The sequence below is a fragment of the Kerstersia gyiorum genome, from assembly GCF_004216755.1.
In the GTDB taxonomy this organism is placed as follows: Bacteria; Pseudomonadota; Gammaproteobacteria; order Burkholderiales; family Burkholderiaceae_B; genus Kerstersia; species Kerstersia gyiorum.
In genome coordinates, this window is sequence record NZ_SGWZ01000005.1 from 26,229 (window position 1) to 44,383 (window position 18,155).

Annotated in this window: 17 protein-coding genes and 1 tRNA gene; 8 read left to right on the forward strand and 10 right to left on the reverse strand. The window is 63.6% G+C overall.

Annotated elements, in window-relative coordinates; all coding sequences use genetic code 11:
* From cysW to EV679_RS14030, 3 genes are read right to left on the reverse strand one after another with little or no spacing between them, the layout of a single operon-like run.
* A complete protein-coding gene (cysW, locus tag EV679_RS14020) occupies positions 1–912 on the reverse strand; it encodes a sulfate ABC transporter permease subunit CysW (RefSeq protein WP_130487550.1) in 912 nt (303 codons plus the stop codon).
* Positions 912–1,793, reverse strand: coding sequence for a sulfate ABC transporter permease subunit CysT (cysT, locus tag EV679_RS14025; protein ID WP_068371099.1), 882 nt, complete (start codon positions 1,791–1,793; stop codon positions 912–914). The genes cysW and cysT overlap by 1 nt, the downstream gene beginning before the upstream one ends.
* Positions 1,794–1,812: 19 nt before the next feature.
* Positions 1,813–2,835, reverse strand: a complete 1,023-nt coding sequence (locus tag EV679_RS14030) for a sulfate ABC transporter substrate-binding protein (protein ID WP_130487551.1) — start codon at positions 2,833–2,835, stop codon at positions 1,813–1,815.
* A 183-nt stretch (positions 2,836–3,018) separates the two neighbouring features.
* Between EV679_RS14030 and EV679_RS14035 the strand changes: the two genes are divergently transcribed.
* Positions 3,019–3,279 carry a metal/formaldehyde-sensitive transcriptional repressor gene (locus EV679_RS14035; protein ID WP_068371105.1) on the forward strand — a complete coding sequence of 87 codons (261 nt, stop codon included), beginning with the start codon at positions 3,019–3,021 and terminating at the stop codon, positions 3,277–3,279.
* Between the two features lie 38 nt (positions 3,280–3,317).
* Positions 3,318–4,427 carry an S-(hydroxymethyl)glutathione dehydrogenase/class III alcohol dehydrogenase gene (locus EV679_RS14040; RefSeq protein WP_068371108.1) on the forward strand — a complete coding sequence of 370 codons (1,110 nt, stop codon included), beginning with the start codon at positions 3,318–3,320 and terminating at the stop codon, positions 4,425–4,427.
* 98 nt (positions 4,428–4,525) lie between these two features.
* On the opposite strand, the gene EV679_RS14045 is transcribed toward EV679_RS14040, so the two are convergent.
* The 4 genes from EV679_RS14045 to ilvD form a co-directional block, all read right to left on the reverse strand.
* Entirely contained in the window at positions 4,526–5,188 is a 663-nt protein-coding gene (locus EV679_RS14045; RefSeq protein ID WP_068371111.1) for a DUF799 domain-containing protein, read from the reverse strand.
* The gene (locus tag EV679_RS14050) at positions 5,185–5,556 is read right to left on the reverse strand and encodes a DUF4810 domain-containing protein (protein WP_238591377.1); all 372 of its coding nucleotides are present in this window, start codon (positions 5,554–5,556) and stop codon (positions 5,185–5,187) included. Before EV679_RS14050 ends, EV679_RS14045 begins: the two co-directional genes overlap by 4 nt.
* A gap of 20 nt (positions 5,557–5,576) precedes the next feature.
* On the reverse strand, positions 5,577–6,263 hold the full coding sequence (locus EV679_RS14055; RefSeq protein ID WP_068371578.1) for a CsgG/HfaB family protein: 687 nt from the start codon (positions 6,261–6,263) through the stop codon (positions 5,577–5,579).
* A 260-nt stretch (positions 6,264–6,523) separates the two neighbouring features.
* Complete coding sequence (gene ilvD, locus EV679_RS14060) at positions 6,524–8,389, reverse strand: dihydroxy-acid dehydratase (RefSeq protein WP_068371116.1); 1,866 nt, start codon at positions 8,387–8,389, stop codon at positions 6,524–6,526.
* Positions 8,390–8,815: 426 nt separating this feature from the next.
* On the opposite strand from ilvD, the gene EV679_RS14065 reads away from it, so the two are divergent.
* A complete protein-coding gene (locus tag EV679_RS14065; protein WP_068371581.1) occupies positions 8,816–9,730 on the forward strand; it encodes a DMT family transporter in 915 nt (304 codons plus the stop codon).
* 84 nt (positions 9,731–9,814) lie between these two features.
* On the opposite strand, the gene EV679_RS14070 is transcribed toward EV679_RS14065, so the two are convergent.
* Together EV679_RS14070 and ispB are read right to left on the reverse strand one after the other, a co-directional pair.
* Positions 9,815–9,891: transfer RNA gene (locus EV679_RS14070), tRNA-Pro, on the reverse strand.
* Between the two features lie 49 nt (positions 9,892–9,940).
* Complete coding sequence (gene ispB / locus EV679_RS14075; protein WP_068371119.1) at positions 9,941–10,906, reverse strand: octaprenyl diphosphate synthase; 966 nt, start codon at positions 10,904–10,906, stop codon at positions 9,941–9,943.
* Between the two features lie 364 nt (positions 10,907–11,270).
* On the opposite strand from ispB, the gene EV679_RS14080 reads away from it, so the two are divergent.
* The 3 genes from EV679_RS14080 to thiS all read left to right on the forward strand — a co-directional run bounded on the left by EV679_RS14080 (position 11,271) and on the right by thiS (position 15,263).
* Positions 11,271–14,141, forward strand: coding sequence for an HD domain-containing phosphohydrolase (locus EV679_RS14080; RefSeq protein WP_130487552.1), 2,871 nt, complete (start codon positions 11,271–11,273; stop codon positions 14,139–14,141).
* Between the two features lie 235 nt (positions 14,142–14,376).
* Entirely contained in the window at positions 14,377–15,060 is a 684-nt protein-coding gene (trmB, locus tag EV679_RS14085) for a tRNA (guanosine(46)-N7)-methyltransferase TrmB (protein WP_238591378.1), read from the forward strand.
* Between the two features lie 2 nt (positions 15,061–15,062).
* Positions 15,063–15,263, forward strand: a complete 201-nt coding sequence (gene thiS / locus EV679_RS14090) for a sulfur carrier protein ThiS (RefSeq protein WP_068371124.1) — start codon at positions 15,063–15,065, stop codon at positions 15,261–15,263.
* 153 nt (positions 15,264–15,416) lie between these two features.
* Here the strand turns inward: thiS and ffh are convergent, their stop codons facing one another.
* Complete coding sequence (gene ffh / locus EV679_RS14095) at positions 15,417–16,826, reverse strand: signal recognition particle protein (protein WP_068371128.1); 1,410 nt, start codon at positions 16,824–16,826, stop codon at positions 15,417–15,419.
* A 96-nt stretch (positions 16,827–16,922) separates the two neighbouring features.
* On the opposite strand from ffh, the gene EV679_RS14100 reads away from it, so the two are divergent.
* Positions 16,923–17,777 (forward strand): cytochrome C assembly family protein, encoded by an 855-nt coding sequence (locus tag EV679_RS14100; RefSeq protein ID WP_068371131.1) that lies wholly within the window; start codon positions 16,923–16,925, stop codon positions 17,775–17,777.
* Positions 17,778–17,780: 3 nt separating this feature from the next.
* Complete coding sequence (locus EV679_RS14105; protein WP_068371133.1) at positions 17,781–18,065, forward strand: PP0621 family protein; 285 nt, start codon at positions 17,781–17,783, stop codon at positions 18,063–18,065.
* Positions 18,066–18,155: the final 90 nt, after the last annotated feature.

An 18,155-nucleotide genomic window follows, 5' to 3' on the forward strand; every position in this document is an offset into this window, starting at 1 on the left:
TCAGGCGGCCACTGCCGCCAACGGCCGCTCCAGCGGCTGCGTCGCCGTGGCATGGCCGGGCCGGCCGGCGCGCTCATCGCGCCAGTGCACCCATTGTTTCAGCAACAGGGTAACGAGCGCCAGCAGGGCCAGCAGCGATGCAACGGCGAACGCCGCGGAAAACATATATTCGTTATAGAGGATCTCGACATGCAAGGTCATCGTGTTGGTCAGGCCGCGTATCTGCCCCGACACCACGGACACCGCGCCGAACTCCCCCATGGCGCGGGCATTGCTGAGAATGGCGCCATACAGCAAACCCCACTTGATGTTGGGCAAGGTCACGCGCCAGAACATCTGCCAGCCGGAAGCCCCCAGCGTCAGGGCCGCCTGTTCGCCATCGTTGCCCTGGGCCTGCATCAGCGGGATCAATTCGCGGGCGATGAAGGGACAGGTCACGAACAGCGTGGCGATGATGACGCCTGGCACCGCATAAACGATCTTGATGTCATGTTCCTGCAGCCACGGGCCAAACCAGCCCTGGGTGCCAAACAGCAGCACGAACACCAGGCCGGCAACCACCGGCGACACGGAAAAAGGCAGGTCGATCAGCGTGACCAGGAATTGCTTGCCACGGAACTGGAACTTGGTGATGGCCCAGGCTGCGGCCACGCCGAATACCAGGTTCACCGGCAGCGAAATGGCGGCCACCAGCAATGTCAGCCGGATGGCATCCAGCGCATCGGAATCGGTAATGGCGGCAAGGTAGACCCCCCAGCCGCGCCGCAGCGCTTCGGCAAAAACGGAAACCAGCGGCACCAGCAGGAACAGCCCCATGAAGGCCAGGGCCAGCGCAATCAGTACATAACGCACCCAGGCCGGTTCTTCCAGCGGGTTGCTGCCCTGGCGGACGGGTATTTTAGTCTGGCTCATCAGCGCACCCCGCCACGGCGTTGCTGCCATGCCTGCAACAAATTGATCAACAGCAGCAACAGAAACGATGCGACCAGCAGCACAGTGGATATTGCCGCCGCCCCGGCGTAATCGAAGCGCTCCAGTTTGGAGACGATCAGCAGCGGCGCGATTTCCGACACCATGGGCCGGTTGCCGGCAATGAAGACCACCGAGCCGTACTCGCCCACTGCCCGGGCGAACGCCAGCGAAAAGCCGGTCAGCAAGGCCGGCAGCACCGCCGGAAACAGCACATGCAGAAAGGTCTGCAAGCGGCTGGCGCCCAGGCTGGCGGCGGCCTCTTCCAGTTCTTTCTCGACGTCTTCCAGCACCGGCTGCACGGTGCGCACGACAAACGGCAGGCCGATGAAAATCAGCGCCACCACCACGCCCGCGGCGCTGTAGGAGATTTTCCAGCCGAAGAATTCATACAGCGGCTTGCCCAGCCAGCCCTTGGTACTGTAGAGATAGCTCAGCGCAATCCCCGCCACAGCGGTGGGCAATGCAAAAGGCAAGTCCACCAGGGCATCGAGGATGCGCTTGCCGGGGAAGGAGTAGCGCACCAGCACCCAGGCCACGATCATGCCGAAGACCAGGTTGACGGCAGCAGCCAGCAGCGCCGCGCCGAAGGTCAGCCGGTAGGCCGCCAGCGCCTGGGGCGTGCCCACGGCCGCCCAGAAGCCGTCCCAGCCCAGGCCGGCGGCCTTGATCGGCAGGGCCGCCAGCGGGATCAGCACCAGCAGGCTCAGGTAAACCACCGTAAAGCCCATGGACAGGCCGAAGCCCGGCAACACGCCGGGGCTGCGGCGCCGGCGTGCCACGGCGGGAGGATTCAATGTGCTGACCGGTGTCGTTGCCGTCATGCTCGCCCCTGGCTTCCGGTCAGCTGCCGGGCTGGTAGATCTGGTCGAAGGTGCCGCCGTCACCGAAGTGCTCGGCCTGTGCCTTGCGCCAGCCACCGAACACATCGTCGATCGTGATCAGCTTGACCTCAGGGAACTGGCTGGCGTACTTCGCCGCCACCGTCTTGTCGATGGGACGGTAATAATTCTGGGCGATGATTTCCTGCGCCTGCGGCGTGTAGAGCCACTTCAGGTAGGCTTCTGCGACTTCGCGCGTGCCCTTGCGGTCCACAACCTTGTCGACCACCGCAACCGGCGGCTCGGCCAGGATGGACAAGGACGGCACGACGATATCGAACTCGCCCTCGCCCAGTTCTTTCTGCGCCAGGAAGGCCTCGTTCTCCCAGGCCAGCAGCACATCACCCACGCCCTTCACGAAGGTGGAGGTCGAACCGCGCGCACCGGTATCCAGCACAGGTACATTCTTGTAAAGCTGGCCCACGAAGTCCTGCGCCGCCTTCTGGTCGCCGCCGTTCTTGTCGAGCGCATAGGCCCAGGCCGCCAGATAGTTCCAGCGCGCGCCGCCCGAGGTCTTGGGGTTGGGCGTGATGACTTCCACACCGGGCTTGACCAGGTCATCCCAGTCCTTCAAGCCCTTGGGGTTGCCCTTGCGCACCAGGAACACAATGGTGGAGGTATAGGGCGAACTGTTGCTGGGCAGACGTGCCTGCCAGTTCTGATCCAGCAGCCCACGGTCCGCGATGGCGTCGATATCGTAGGCCAGCGCCAGCGTCACGACATCGGCATCCAGGCCGTCGATAACGGAACGCGCCTGGCGCCCGGACCCGCCATGCGAAGGCCGGATCGTGACGGTGTCACCGGTTTCCTTCTTGTAGTCCTCGCTGAAACGCTCATCAATGGCCCGGTAGAGCTCACGCGTCGGGTCGTAGGACACATTGAGCAAGGTCCACGACTTGCCCTCCGCATGCGCAGACGCAAGCGGAGCCAGGACAGACGCTGCGATGACACCAGCAGCCAGCAGAAACTTATTTCCAATAGACATTTTGAGGACTCCGTTCATGGCAGGAACGGGTCAGTGTGCAACGCTTGCAAATGAAAACGAACGAATCAATTTTCCATTGCTCATCCCCATTAGGCATAAGAATTTCTGGATATGAGCTAATTCCAGCGCCCATGATATACTCCCCCCCAGTACAAACCAGGCACCACAACCAGGCCAGCCGAAATGCCCTACACCCCCACTGAAAAACGCAAGGCAGCCGCGCGCGTGCGCCGCATCCAGGGCCAGGTCGACGCCCTGGGCCGCATGTTGGACAACAACGCGCCCTGCAGCGACGTGCTGCAACAGATCGCGGCACTGCGCGGCGCCGTCAACGGCCTGATGTCCAGCGTACTGGAAAGCCACCTGCGTGAAAGCCTCGCACCGGTGGCGCCGCAGGAAACCGTGGACGACGCCATCGGGCTGGTACGTTCCTACCTGAAATAAACCTCGGCCCACATGGCCACCACCCAAGGAAAACCGCTATGAAATCCCGAGCTGCAGTTGCCTTCGAAGCCGGCAAGCCGCTGGAAATCGTCGAGATCGACGTGGAACCGCCGCGCAAGGGCGAAGTCCTGGTCAAGATCACCCACACCGGCGTTTGCCATACCGATGCCTTCACCTTGAGCGGCGATGACCCCGAGGGCATCTTCCCCGCCGTGCTGGGCCACGAAGGCGCGGGCGTCGTGGTCGAAGTCGGCGAAGGCGTCACGTCGCTGCAACCGGGCGACCACGTGATCCCGCTCTACACCGCCGAATGCCGCGAGTGCAAATTCTGTCTGTCCGGCAAAACCAACCTGTGCCAAAAGGTGCGCGCCACCCAGGGCAAGGGCCTGATGCCCGACGGCACGACACGCTTTTCCTACCAGGGCAAGCCCATCTATCACTACATGGGTTGCTCGACCTTCAGCGAATACACCGTGGTGCCGGAAATTTCGCTGGCCAAGTTCAATGCCGCCGCCGACCATGAAAAGGTCTGCCTGCTGGGCTGCGGCGTGACCACCGGTATCGGCGCAGTGCACAACACCGCCAAGGTCAAGGAAGGCGACACCGTGGCCGTCTTCGGCCTGGGCGGCATCGGCCTGGCCGTGATCCAGGGCGCGGTGCAGGCCAAGGCCGGCCGCATCATCGCCGTCGACACCAACCCCGGCAAGTTCATCCTGGCGCGCGCCATGGGTGCGACCGATGCGGTCAACCCCAAGGACCACGACCGCCCGATCCAGGACGTCATTGTCGAAATGACCGACGGCGGCGTGGATTTCTCGTTCGAATGCATAGGCAACGTGCACGTCATGCGTGCCGCGCTCGAATGCTGCCACAAGGGCTGGGGTGAAAGCATCATCATCGGCGTGGCCGGCGCCGGCCAGGAAATCAGCACCCGCCCCTTCCAGCTCGTCACCGGCCGCGTCTGGCGCGGTTCCGCCTTCGGCGGCGTCAAGGGCCGCACGCAATTGCCGGGTATGGTGGAAGACGCCATGGCAGGCAAGATCGACCTGGACCCGTTCGTCACGCACAAGCTGCCGCTGGACGAAATCAACGAAGCCTTCCACCTGATGCACGAAGGCAAGTCGATCCGTACGGTGATCCACTTCTGATCATTGCCGAAGCGCCCGCCGGCTGCGCGTGACGCATGCCGGCAGGACGGCTGCGATGAACGCTCCGCCGCAACCGGCCCTGCCCGCACAGCGAACCCTCAGTCGGTGCCGAAGCGCTGCGAGTACGGCCCGTACAGCAAACCGTTGGGACGGCCTGCAGCCAGCAGGCGCATATCGGCCAGGCCTGCCATCTTGTAGCTGTAATCGCTGGCGGATTCGATGATCTGGTTCACCAGCGCAGTCACCAGGGCGCCCAACAGGCCGCCACCGGAACTTTGCTGCTCGGCGCTGGACGCGGAAGCCGCACCGGACCACAGCTCGGTACCAGACGCCAGATCCACCAGCCGCGCCTGCAATGTCACCACCGATGCACTGCTGAGCACCGCATACGATGTACCGTACTGCTTCACGTCCATGAACAGCGCCGTGTCCGCACCGAAGATCTCACGCAGCTTGTCGGCCGGCACGGACCGTGCATCGGCCGCATCCAGCACGCCATTCTGGCGCAGTACCTCGCTCACCACCGCCACTGGAAAGACGTAATAGCCCGACTCGGCCAGCGGGTAGGACACCTGCGCCAGGACCGCCTCGGCCGCCCCGACTTCCAGCGAATCGTTGAGCGGCGGCAGCACCAGTACGGAGCGCGGGCGCGCTTCGCGGAACGCGGTGTAATCCAGGCTTGCAGGCGGCGTCGCGCAACCGCTGGCCAGGACCGACACGCCCAACAAACCGATACCCAGGCATTTTTTCCAGATCGTCATTTGCCTGCCTCCGCACGCGCTGCCAGCGTCTTCGCCATGAAAGCCACGAAAGTGCCGGACTCCGGAAAGCTTGCCTGCTCGGCCGCCATCAGCGCCTGGACTTTATCCATCTGCCCTTCCAGGGCGTACAGCATCGCCAGATGCAACTGGAATCCCGGCGGCAGCGCCGCGCCCTCAGCGCTGATGCGCTCACGGCTTTCCTCCAGCTTGCTGATCTGCAAGGCCACGCCGTCCTTGCTGCCGTCCAGGTACTGATAAACCTGATCCTGATAATCTCCCCAACCGTACAGGGTGGGTTCCTTGTGTGCGCAGCCGGCCGCAAGCACTGCCAATGCGGCCAGCCAGGCGCGCGGAGCGCCTAATACCATGTTCATCTTCCTGCCCTGGTTCAATTGGCAGCAGGGCGCCAGGCGCCACTTTCGATCCCTTGCACCAGATTGTCCACGGCTTCGCGGATCGCCAGGTCCAGCACCTTGCCATTGAGGGTGGAATCGTAGCCGGCAGAACCGCCGAAGCCCACGACCTCGCGGCTGGACAGGCTGTACTCTCCCGCGCCCTGGGCGGAATAGACCACTTCGGAAGTATCGACGTCCACCACGTTCAGGTTCACCTTGGCATAGGCCACTTGCGACTTGCCGCGCCCCAGGATGCCGAACAACTGGCGATCGCCGGTTTCCTTGCGGCCGAACTCGCTCACGTCACCGGTGATAACGTAGGACGCGCCCTTGATGTTCTGCGCCTTGCCGTTGAAACCGGCTTCCTGGCTGATTTCAGACAGGTTGGCGCGATCCAGCACATTGAAGCGGCCTGTCTGCTGCAGGTGCGTGATCAGGATGGTCTTGGCCTGGCTGCCCAGACGGTCCTGGCCGTCGCTGAACACGCCGCGCATGAACTCGGTACGGTTGTCGAACTTGCCCACCGAAATCGGGCTGCGCGGCCCCTGGTACTGCACGGCGGCGGCGGCCGTCTTGGGCACTTCCAGGCTACGCGAGGATTCCGTCGCGCAACCTGCCACCAGCACCAGCGCACCCAGCGCCACCACACCTACCGCCTTCCGGCCAGAATTGAGATTCATCATCTGCGTATTGCGCGTCAAAGCGCCTGTTTTAAACATGGGAAAACAGGATATTAACGCCACAGGCAAATAAAAATAATTCCCATTGGCAAATAATCAGAACATGGCCGGCAACGGAGCCGCGCCCCAGGCCCCCGTACCGCCACGCTCTACCCCTGAATGCAACAAGGCCCCCGGCATTGGAACACCTCCAACAGCGGGGGCCAGGTCGTGGCCGCAAACGATGGCGCCAACCCGAAGGCCGACGCCACAAACGGCATTTACTTGCGGCGCAACTGGCTCAGGTCGCGCACGGCGCCCTTGTCTGCCGACGTGGCCATCGCGGCATACGCCTGCAGCGCCAACGAGACATGACGCTCGCGGTCTACCGGCTTCCAGGCGTTTTCGCCACGCGCTTCCATGGCAGTACGGCGCTGGGCCAGCACGTCGTCGGCCACATCCAGGTGAATGCTGCGTTCGGGGATGTTGATCAGGATACGGTCGCCATTTTCGATCAGGCCGATATTGCCGCCCTCGGCGGCCTCGGGCGATGCGTGCCCGATCACCAGCCCGGACGAACCGCCCGAGAAGCGGCCATCGGTCACCAGGGCGCACACCTTGCCCAGGCCCTTGGACTTCAGGTAAGACGTGGGGTACAGCATTTCCTGCATGCCCGGGCCGCCCTTCGGACCTTCGTAGCGGATCACCACGACGTCATTCGGCTTGACCTCGTCCCCCAGGATGCCGGCCACGGCATCGTCCTGGCTTTCGTAGACACGCGCCGTCCCTTCGAAAATCCACTGGCTTTCATCCACACCTGCCGTCTTCACGATGCAACCGCGTTCGGCCAGGTTACCCGACAGCACGGCCAGGCCACCGTCGCGCGAGTAGGCATGCTCACGGCTGCGGATACAGCCCCGTTCACGGTCCAGGTCCAGCGTGGAGAACTCGGCCGCCTGGCTGAAGGCCTGGGTGGTACGCACGCCACCCGGCGCGGCGCGGTAGAAGCGCTGCGCTTCCTCGCTGGCCTCGCCGCCGGCCACGTCCCAATTGCGCAGCGCTTCGCCCAGCGTGCCGCTGTGGATGTTCGCCGCATCCAGGTGCAGCAGGCCGGCACGGCCCAGCTCGCCCAGAATGCCGATCACGCCGCCAGCGCGGTGCACGTCTTCGATATGGAATTTGTCCGTCATGGGCGCAGCCTTGCACAGGCAGGGCACCGCACGCGAAATGCGGTCAATATCGGACATGCTGAAGTTCACGCCCGCTTCCTGCGCTGCGGCCAGCAGGTGCAGCACCGTATTGGTAGAGCCGCCCATGGCCACGTCCAGGCTCATGGCATTCTCGAATGCCTTGAACGTCGCAACATTGCGCGGCAGCACCGATTCATCATCCTGTTCGTAGTAGCGCCGGCACAGATCGACGATCAGGCGGCCCGCTTCCTCGAACAGGGTCTTGCGCCAGGCATGGGTGGCGACGATGGTGCCATTGCCAGGCAGGGACAGGCCCAGCGCTTCGGTCAGGCAGTTCATCGAGTTCGCGGTAAACATGCCGGAACAGGAGCCACAGGTGGGACAGGCACTGCGTTCTGCCTCTTCGGCCTCGGCGTCGCTGACGTTGGGGTCTGCGGCCTTGATCATGGCGTCGATCAGGTCAAGCTTGGCGATGACTTTCACCGTGCCCGGCTCATGGATCTTGCCGGCTTCCATCGGGCCGCCAGACACAAATACGACGGGAATGTTCAGGCGCATGGCGGCCATCAGCATCCCTGGGGTGATTTTGTCGCAGTTGGATATGCACACCATGGCATCCGCGCAGTGCGCATTTACCATGTACTCCACCGAGTCGGCGATCAGGTCGCGCGAGGGCAGCGAATACAACATGCCGCCATGGCCCATGGCGATGCCGTCGTCGATGGCGATGGTGTTGAATTCCTTGGCAACGCCGCCCGCCGCCTCGATTTCCTTGGCGACCAGCGCGCCCAGGTCGCGCAGGTGCACGTGCCCCGGAACGAACTGGGTGAAGGAATTCACCACGGCAATGATGGGTTTGCCAAAGTCGCCGTCCTGCATGCCGGTGGCGCGCCATAGAGCGCGGGCACCTGCCATGTTGCGGCCATGGGTGGATGTGCGGGAACGATAATGCGGCATGCTGGTCTCAACGAGCGGAATAACGAAGCCGCGCCAGACGGCGCGGACAGGGTGCGGATACAGCGAACGAATTTTTAATAATACGCTGTATGGCGCCAATCTTGCATAAAACCCTTGCCTTCGGCACGACTTCAGCAGCGAAAAAACACCTTTCGGCTCGCCCTGCGGCGCGAGTGATTCGCACTAGCGCCGCTATCGTACCAGTCGGCCGGCCAGGCAGGCGGTGCACACGGCGCCGTGACCCGATAACCCTTATGCGCGCATGCTAGCGATAACCCGTAATGCGACCCGCCCGCACAATAAGGGATACTTGCCAGCAACACCTGACCCGGCCAGCCGGCCGCCCATATGGCAGCATATGGCAATCGGCTGGCCTTGCTTTTTTATCGCTGCCTCTTCTACCGCTGCCCCTTGCCGCCTGAACCCATGCAAACGCGAAAACCCGTAGACGGCGCCGCCACGGCCGCCATGCTGCTGCTATGCCTGATCTGGGGCATGCAGCAAGTTTCCATCAAGGCCATTGCCGCCGATGTCGCCCCCGTCCTGCAGGTGGCCCTGCGTTCAGGCGTGGCGGCCGTACTGGTCTTGCTGTTCAGCCGCCTGTTCCTGCGCGAGCGCTGGCTGCCCGGCATCGCGCTGGGGCCAGGGCTGGTGGCAGGCATCCTGTTCGCACTGGAATTCCTCTGCGTCGCCCTGGGCCTGCGCTGGACCAGTGCCGCGCACATGTCGGTCTTCCTGTACACCGCGCCCATCTTCGCCGCCATCGGCCTGCACTGGAAATTGCCAGAGGAACGCCTGCAGCGCATGCAGTGGGTGGGCATTGCGCTGGCGTTTGCAGGCATTGTCATCACCTTCCTGGGACCGCAAGACCCGCAGACGCTGGCGGCCGCCCCCAATCCCTTGCTGGGCGACCTGTTCGGCCTGGGCGCCGGCCTGACCTGGGGGTTGACCACCATTACCGTGCGTGTCACGCGGCTGAGTGAAGCGCCGCCGGCGCAAACCCTGTTCTACCAATTGGCCTGTGCCTGCGCCCTGCCGCTGGCATTCGCCTACGCCACCGGCCAGACCGCCTTCCATGGCAGCCCGCTGGCATGGACCAGCCTGGGCTTCCAAACGCTGGTGGTGTGCTTCTTCAGTTATCTGACATGGTTCTGGCTGCTGCGCCGCTACCTGGCGGCCCGGCTGGGCATCCTTTCGTTCATGAGCCCGTTGTTCGGCGTGGCGATGGGCGCCTGGCTGCTCGACGAGCACCTGGATGCTTCATTCATCATCGGCGCCGTACTGGTACTGAGCGGGATGGTCATCGTCAACGGCCACCGGCTGCTGGCGCGCAAGCGCTGAAGCCGAGCCGGAAAACAAAAAACCACCTAGGCATGGCCTGGGTGGTTTCCCGATTTCTTCCGAGTGACCCTCTTGCAAGCAAGGTGGTCGGGGTGAGAGGATTCGAACCTCCGACTCCTGCGTCCCGAACGCAGTACTCTACCAGGCTGAGCTACACCCCGGAAAGAAATCAACTATAGATCGAATTTATCCAACTGTCAACAGACCACATCAATTTTTACGCGACACAGCGAAGTCGCAAAACGCCAGCAGGGAATCGCGGAACGGGGTATCCGGCAGTTGCGCCAGCGCGTCGCGAGCGATGGCGGCCTCGGCATCCGCAGCCCGGCGCGTGTGATGCAAGGCATCCGTGGCATGGATGGCCTGCGCCACCGCCGCGAAATCGCCTTCGCCCTTTTCAATGGCGCTGCGCACCAGGCTGCTCTGCTCGGCCGTGCCGACTTCCATGACCCGGATCAGCGGCAGCGTGGGCTTGCCTTCGCGCAGGTCGTCGCCCACGTTCTTGCCCAGCGCCTGCACGTCGCCGCCATAATCCAGCACGTCGTCGATCAGCTGGAAGGCCGTGCCGATATGGCGGCCATAGGCAGCCGCAGCTTCTTCCTGCTCAGGGGTGGCGCCAGCCAGCACCGCACCCACCTGGGCCGCAGCTTCGAACAGCTTGGCAGTCTTGTAGCGCACGACCTGCAAGTAACGCTCTTCGGAAACGTCCGGGTCGTGCACGTTGAGCAATTGCAGCACCTCGCCTTCAGCGATCACGGTCGTGGCGCCAGACAGGATGGACATGATGCGCATGGAACCGCCAGCCACCATCATTTCGAAGGAACGGCTGTAAAGGTAGTCGCCCACCAGCACGCTGGCCGCATTGCCAAATACAGCGTTGGCCGTATCACGGCCCCGGCGCAGGTCGGATTCATCCACCACGTCGTCGTGCAGCAGCGTTGCGGTATGGATGAATTCCACCACGGCGGCCAGCAAGTGATGGTTCGTGCCTTCGTAGCCGAATGCGCGCGCCACCATCAGCAGCATCGCAGGCCGCATGCGCTTGCCGCCAGCACTGATGATGTAATCGGCGATGGTGCGGATCAGCACGACATCGGAGTTCAGCCGGGCCCGGATCACGGCATCCACCGCTTTCATATCATCGGCAACAGGGGCAAGCAGCTCGGACAGGCTCAAGGTTCATCCTGGAAATGGAAGCGTGCGGCCTCGGGCCCGCGCGCTCTAACAACACACATCCGGGAACAGCCCGCAGACTCCTCTGCCAGGCTCCATTACCGGAAACAAACTTTATCAGGCTGTGATTATACGGTGCCCAGCATTTCAGGCCATTACCGTTGCACCTTCCCCGCAATACGGCGCCAGGACTGCAGTCGTGGCCTGCGCCATGACATAGCTTTACCCTTCGGCCCATCCGGCACCTGACACATTTGGTCGTATGATGCTGGCAAACCAGGATCAGCGCCCACCAGACCGCACGCCGGCCTCCCGCCGCGCCGCCGGCCATGCAAGCGCGCCGCCCATCCGTCGGAGCGTACGGCCCATGTTTCTCAAACCACGCACAGGATTCCCGATCCGCTATGCGACCATAGGCATCATCGTCAGCGCCATGGTGCTGATGGCGGCCGTCCTGGTGGCGGCCGGCTGGCTGGGAACACGCCAGATCCTGCTGGATTCGGCCTGGCGCTCGGCCCGTGAAACCGGGCAGCTGATCAACGAACGCGCCTTGCGCACGACCGCGCCGGCCTCGGCCATGCTGCGCACCCTGGCCTTCGACCCGCTGCTGTCCGCCCGCACCGAGGCTGGCCGACTGTCACGCGTCGATGCATTGATCGCCTCGCTGATTGCCTCGCCGCTGATCACATCCATCTATGTCGCCTACGACAATGGCGACTTCCTGCTTGTCCGCCCACTCAACACGCCCGAATTGCGTCAGCATTTTGTCGCGCCACCAGGCGCGTCCTTCCTGGTGCAATCCATCAAACCGGCGGGCGACGGCGCGCAACGGCGCACCTACCATTACTACGACGCAGACAGCCGGCACATTGGCGCCCGCCCCCTGATCGGCGACATCTACGATCCGCGCGAACGCAGCTGGTACAGCGCTGCCCGCCAGACCCGGTCCACCGTCATTTCCAAGCCCTACGTTTTTTTCTCGTCACGCGAAATCGGCATCAGCCTGTCGCGCCGGGCCGAGAACAGCCAGGCCGTGATCGGCATGGATATCGGCCTGGACGACCTGATGCTTGTCATGGACCGGCTGCGCATGACCCCAGGCACGGAAATCGCCCTGGTCGACGAACAGGGCGAAGTCATCCTCTACCAGGACATGCAGGCCTTCCTGGACGACGAAGACCATCCCGCCCCGGACCGGGATGCCACACTGACGCTGCCCAGCCTGGACCAGCTCGGCGCCAGCGCCCTGCGCGGCACTTATGATGCCGAGCGCAGCGACGAAGTCATTTCCCTGCAAGCCGACGGCAAGGAATGGCTGGGCCTGGCCCTGCCGTTCACGGCACTGGGCGAGGCACCGCTGCAATTGCTGCTGGCCATGCCGACCGATGAACTGCTGTACAGCCTGAAACAGCACCAGCAGCGCCTGATTCTGATCTCTGTCTTGCTGATCCTGCCCTTCCTGCTGCTGGGCTGGCGCGGCGGCTCGTTCATTGCGCGCCATCTCGAACGTATCGCGGCCCGAACCCGGCAGCTCTCGCGCTTCGACTTCCAGCGCCTGCCCGCACAGCCCTCTTCACTGCAGGAAATCAACACACTGAATGCCGCCGTGAACGATGTCAGCGACACCGTCGAGGCGCTGCTGGAAACCAGCCGCATCCTGAATACGGAAAAACAGATCGGCGTCATGCTGGAGCAACTGCTGGAAAAACTGCTCTCGGCCACGCGCTGCCAGGGCGGCGCCGCCTACCTGTGGCACCCGGACGAAGCCATCATGGAACGCATCGCCGCCCGCGGCGACCAAAGCACCCTGGCTGAACGCTTCCCCTATACCGCCGACCGGGCCGCAAGCCCGGCCGGCCAGGAGTCCAGCCAGGGCCGCTTCGAACTGCGCAGTCGGGACGGCGGCCTGCAGGGCCTGCTGATCCTGGCCCAGCCGGACGACCCGGCCTACGCAACGCCGGAATTTCTGGCATTTGCCAACCGCCTGTCCAGCATGCTGGCGGTGGCTATCGAAATGCGCCAGCTGATCGAATCGCAGAAAGCCCTGTTCGACGCCATCATCCAGGTGCTGGCCGACGCCATCGACGCCAAGAGCCCCTATACCGGCGGGCACTGCCACCGCGTGCCGGAACTGGCAATCCAGCTGGCGGACAGCCTGGCTGCGGAACAGCAAGGCCCCTATGCCAGCTTCCAACTGGATGAAACCGAGCGCTACGCCTTCCACCTGGCAGCCTGGCTGCACGATTGCGGCAAGATCATCAGCCCGGAACACATCGTCAACAAAGCCACCAAGCTGGAAACCATCCACAACCGCATCCATGAGATTCGAATGCGCTTCGAAGTACTCTGGCGCGACGCGGAAATCACCTGCCTGCAGGCCCAACTGGATGGCACGGACCCGGCAGCGGCACGCCGGCAGAAAGAGGCCCAGCAGGCGGCCTTGCACGAGGATTTCCGCTTCATCGCGCAGTGCAACGGCGGCAGCGAACACCTGCCCGACGAGGCCCTGGCTCGCCTGCACGATATTGGCAGCCGCACCTGGGAACGCCATTTCGACGACAGCCTGGGCCTTTCCACGGAAGAAACCGAGCGCCTGCAGCGCGCCCGCCCCGACGCCGTGCCGCTGCCAGCCTGGGAACAACTGCTGTCCGACAAACCCGAGCACATCATTCCCTGGGGCGCGCACCGCCCCCCCGTGGAGGCAGGCGACCCGACCAATACGCTGGGCTTCGACATGCCGCTGCCCGGCCAGCTGCAACACCTGGGCGAGCTGCACAACCTGGGCATCCGGCGCGGCACGCTCAGCGAAGAGGACCGCTTCGCCATCAACGAGCATGTCGTCCAGACGCTGCTCATGCTCAAGAAACTGCCCTGGCCACACGCCCTGGCCCGTGTGCCGGACATGGCCGCCAATCACCACGAAAAGATGGACGGCAGCGGCTACCCGCGCCGCCTGCCTGCGGGGCAATTGCCGCTTACCGACCGCGTACTGGCCATCGCAGACGTATTCGAAGCGCTGACAGCTGCTGACCGGCCCTACAAACCGGCCAAATCCCTGTCAGAATCCTTGCGTATCATGGCCCTGATGTGCCGGGATGGACACCTGGACACCGAGCTTTACCTGTATTTCCTGCACAGCAGGATCTGGCGCGGCTACGCGCACAAGCACATGCTGCCCGCGCAGCGTGATACCGTGGATACGGCCGAGCTGGCGCGTCTGGCCAGCAGCCAGGCCTGACACAGTGTTTACCGCCAGGCCCCAGGCCTGCCTCCATCCCAGGCAGGCCGCCCGTTTCGGGCGGGTTCCAGGCCCATTCCGCAGACTTGCCACACATGCATCCGCCAAAGTCTGCGGCGAAAGCCTAAAATAGCGCCCCAAAGATACCTGCCGACCCAACCGTCAGGCGCCAGCCCTTGCTGGCCCCAATTCCTGCCCCCCGCCACTTTTTGGCGGCATAACGACAGAGTCCACCGTGACAGACCCGCAAACCCCCACCCCCCATATCCGCAGCTTCGTCCACCGGCGCGGCCACATTACCCAGGGACAGCGCGAAGCGCTGGAAACGCTGCTGGAAAAATGGTCCATTCCCTACACCCCGAAGCCTGCCGACTTCGCCGCGCTGTTCGGACGCAAGGCGCCGCAGATCCTGGAAATCGGTTTTGGCATGGGCGAAACCACCGAGCGCATCGCGCTGGCCCGCCCCGATGACAATTTCCTGGGTGTGGAAGTCTTCAACGCCGGCGTCGGCGCCATGCTCAAGCGCATCGAGGAATCCGAGCTGCAGAATGTGCGCATCATCCAGCATGATGCCGTGGAAGTCGTGCGCGACATGATCGCGCCCGATAGCCTGGCCGGCGTGCACATCTATTTCCCCGACCCCTGGCCCAAGAAACGCCACCACAAGCGCCGCCTGATCCAGCCGCCGTTCATTGCGCTGCTGGCCAGCCGTATTGCGCCCGGCGGCTACATCCACTGTGCGACCGACTGGGAAAACTACGCGGAACAGATGCTGGAAGTGCTGAGCGGCAACGAACTGCTGGAAAACACCGCGCAAGACTATGCGCCGCGCCCCGATTTCCGGCCGCAAACCAAATTCGAAACCCGCGGCCTGCGCCTGGGCCACGGCGTCTGGGATCTGATTTTCAGGAGGAAGTGAGCATGCGTATCACACTGAACGGAGAAGACCGTACATTCGATTCCGCACTGAGCGTGACCGGCCTGCTGGAAGCCCTGGGCCATACCGGCAAGCGCGTGGCGGTGGAACGCAATGGGGAAATCGTGCCCAAAAGCCTGCACAGCCAAACCCGGCTGACGGAAGGCGACATCGTAGAACTGGTGGTAGCAGTCGGCGGCGGCTGATTCTTCCTGCCCCACGCTGCGCACCACCAGGCCATCGGTGCGTCGCTGGCCTGGCATACGCTGAAATTACGCCGAAAAAGTAAAAGGCAGGCACCCACGGTGCCTGTGCCTGCCTTTTACATTGGCCGTCCGGCCTGAAAGAAGCAACGTCGGTCAGCGCAAGCCACCGAAGCGGCCCAGGCCCTTCAGGCCACCCATGGCTCGCATCATCTTCGCCATGCCGCCCTTCTTCATCTGCTTCATCATGCCCTGCATCTGCTCGAACTGATTCAGCAGACGGTTCACTTCCTGCACCGGCACGCCCGCACCCGCTGCGATCCGGCGCTTGCGCGAGGCCTTGAGCAATTCCGGCTTGGCACGTTCCTGCGGCGTCATGGAATTCAGGATGCCTTCGGTACGGCGCAACTGTTTTTCCGCCTGCCCGCCCTGCAACTGGCCAGCCGCAGCCTGAAACTGCGCCGGCAGCTTTTCCAGCAACGAACCCATATCGCCCAGCTTACGCACCTGCAGCAGTTGCTCGCGGAAATCATTCAGGTCGAACTTGTCGCCGGACTTGATCTTGCTGGCCAGCTTCTGCGCTTCGGCAATGTCGATGTTCTTCTGGGCCTGCTCCACCAGCGACACGATATCGCCCATGCCCAGCACGCGCTGCGCCATGCGTTCGGGGTGGAACGGCTCCAGGCCGTCGAGCTTTTCAGACACGCCGACGAACTTCAACGGCTTGCCGGTCACATGGCGCACGGACAGCGCCGCGCCACCGCGCGCATCGCCATCGAGCTTGGTCAGCACGACGCCGGTGAGCGGCAGCGCATTGGCGAACGCCTGGGCGGTATTGACGGCATCCTGGCCCTGCATGGCATCGACCACGAACAGGGTTTCCACCGGAGACACCGCCGCATGCAGCGCCTTGATCTCCTGCATCATGGCTTCATCAATACCCAGGCGGCCGGCAGTATCGAGAATCAGCACATCGTAGTGATGGCGGCGCGCATGGTCGACGGCATTGTTGGCGATATCCAGCGGTTTCTGGCTGGGATCGGACGGCAGCCAGTCGATACCGGCCTGCTCGGCCACGGTACGCAACTGCTCGATGGCGGCGGGACGATAAACGTCGGCACTGACCACCAGCACCTTCTTCTTGCCCGTCTTGCGGCCACCATGCGTATGGCCGCCTTCGGCCAGCCAGCGCGCCAGCTTGCCGGTCGTAGTCGTTTTACCGGCACCCTGCAGGCCCGCCATCAGGATCACGGCGGGCGGCTGCACCGCGAGCGACAGCTCGCCGGCTTCAGTGCCCAGATCGCCGCCCATCAGTTCGGTCAGGACCTTGTGCACCACCCCCACCAGCGCCTGGCCGGGGTTGAGGCTGTCGGCCACATCTGCGCCCAGTGCGCGTTCCTTGACCCGGGACACGAAATCCTTGACCACAGGCAAGGCAACGTCCGCCTCCAGCAGGGCAAGGCGCACCTCACGCAGCATTTCCTGCGTATTGGCTTCCGTCAGGCGCGCTTCACCGCGCAGGGTTTTGACCACACGCGAAAGGCGCTGGGTAAGATTGTCGAGCATGGCAAGGGTTTCGCTTACACTTATCGGTTCATCAGTTGGTCCGGCAGGCCGTCATTCGGTACGGTTGCCGTAACCTGTCTCTGCATAATGGCATCTATGCCTTACGACATTGTATTTCACGTAGCGGCCACATTGCTCTACGCCAGTCTGGCGCTGCATGCCTGGCGCTCGCTGGCCCGAGCCGAAGCCGAGCCCTGGCAGCCGCGCGAACCGCGCTACGGCTTGCCGCTGGCGCTGCTGCTGCATGGCCTGGGCCTGCAACAGGACATGCTGGCCGGCCCGGCATTGCAAATCAACTGGGCCATCGCCGCCTCGGCCTCGCTCTGGCTGGGCATGATCATTTTCTGGCTGGAAAGTCTGCGCGAACCGCTAGACGGCCTGAAACTACTGCTATATCCGACGGCCGCCCTGAGCGCCTTCGTGCCCATCATCGCCCCGATCACCTACCCGGTGTTGCCGGCCAGCGAACCCTGGCTGCGCGCGCACCTGCTGATCGCTCTGGCTTCCTACGGGCTGGTCATCATCGCCGCGCTGCAGGCCGTGCTCATGACGCTGCTGGATCGCCAATTGCAGGCGCCATCGCGCAATATCGGCAACAACTGGTTCGACGCCCTGTTCGCCCGCGCCCTGGACGCCATGCCACCGCTGTTGATCCAGGAAAAACTGCTGTTTCGCCTGATTTCGCTGGGTTTTGGCGCTCTCACGCTGGCCGTGGTGTCCGGTGCGCTGATTTCCGCCACCCTGACAGGCCAGGCGCTACCGCTGGACCTGAAAACCATTTTCACGCTGCTGGCCTGGCTCACGTTCGGCATCCTGCTGATCGGACGCCGTGTCTGGGGCTGGCGCGGCCGCGTTGCCGTGCGCTGGACACTGGCGGGCGCCGGTTTTCTCGCCTTGATCTACCTGGGCGGCGGGTTCGCCCTTTATGTCGCCCTACAAGGGAACCTGTGAACCATGGGAAAAATACTCTTCTGGCTGCTCATCATCCTGGGCGCAATGGTCGTCGCGCGGCTGCTGGCCACGCATAAGCTAAAAAGCCGGGACCAGGCTGGCGCACGCAGCGCCCGCGGCACCAAAGCGGGCCCGAGCGCCGGACCCGCTGCCAGCGCCAAGGAATCCATGGTGCGCTGCGCCCACTGCCACATCTACCTGCCGCGCTCCGAAGCCATGCTCAAGGGTGGCGAAACCTGGTGCTGCGATGCACACGCCAAGCTGGGAAAACGCCTGGAAAAGCGTTAAAAATAAAACAGGTGCCCGGCAGACCGGCGCCAGGACCAAGCAGCAACGATCCCGCCGGCCGCGCCTGCAAGCGCAGCTTCCTGCCCGCCG

Coding starts and splice junctions, on each gene's coding strand:
- EV679_RS14105 (WP_068371133.1), top strand. CDS start 17,781: ATGGGAAAAATACTCTTCTGGCTGCTCATCATCCTGGGCGCAATGGTC.
- EV679_RS14050 (WP_238591377.1), bottom strand. CDS start 5,556: ATGGTATTAGGCGCTCCGCGCGCCTGGCTGGCCGCATTGGCAGTGCTT.
- EV679_RS14030 (WP_130487551.1), bottom strand. CDS start 2,835: ATGTCTATTGGAAATAAGTTTCTGCTGGCTGCTGGTGTCATCGCAGCG.
- ilvD (WP_068371116.1), bottom strand. CDS start 8,389: ATGCCGCATTATCGTTCCCGCACATCCACCCATGGCCGCAACATGGCA.
- EV679_RS14065 (WP_068371581.1), top strand. CDS start 8,816: ATGCAAACGCGAAAACCCGTAGACGGCGCCGCCACGGCCGCCATGCTG.
- ffh (WP_068371128.1), bottom strand. CDS start 16,826: ATGCTCGACAATCTTACCCAGCGCCTTTCGCGTGTGGTCAAAACCCTG.
- EV679_RS14055 (WP_068371578.1), bottom strand. CDS start 6,263: ATGAATCTCAATTCTGGCCGGAAGGCGGTAGGTGTGGTGGCGCTGGGT.
- thiS (WP_068371124.1), top strand. CDS start 15,063: ATGCGTATCACACTGAACGGAGAAGACCGTACATTCGATTCCGCACTG.
- EV679_RS14045 (WP_068371111.1), bottom strand. CDS start 5,188: ATGACGATCTGGAAAAAATGCCTGGGTATCGGTTTGTTGGGCGTGTCG.
- EV679_RS14080 (WP_130487552.1), top strand. CDS start 11,271: ATGTTTCTCAAACCACGCACAGGATTCCCGATCCGCTATGCGACCATA.
- EV679_RS14040 (WP_068371108.1), top strand. CDS start 3,318: ATGAAATCCCGAGCTGCAGTTGCCTTCGAAGCCGGCAAGCCGCTGGAA.
- EV679_RS14035 (WP_068371105.1), top strand. CDS start 3,019: ATGCCCTACACCCCCACTGAAAAACGCAAGGCAGCCGCGCGCGTGCGC.
- EV679_RS14100 (WP_068371131.1), top strand. CDS start 16,923: ATGCCTTACGACATTGTATTTCACGTAGCGGCCACATTGCTCTACGCC.
- cysT (WP_068371099.1), bottom strand. CDS start 1,793: ATGACGGCAACGACACCGGTCAGCACATTGAATCCTCCCGCCGTGGCA.
- cysW (WP_130487550.1), bottom strand. CDS start 912: ATGAGCCAGACTAAAATACCCGTCCGCCAGGGCAGCAACCCGCTGGAA.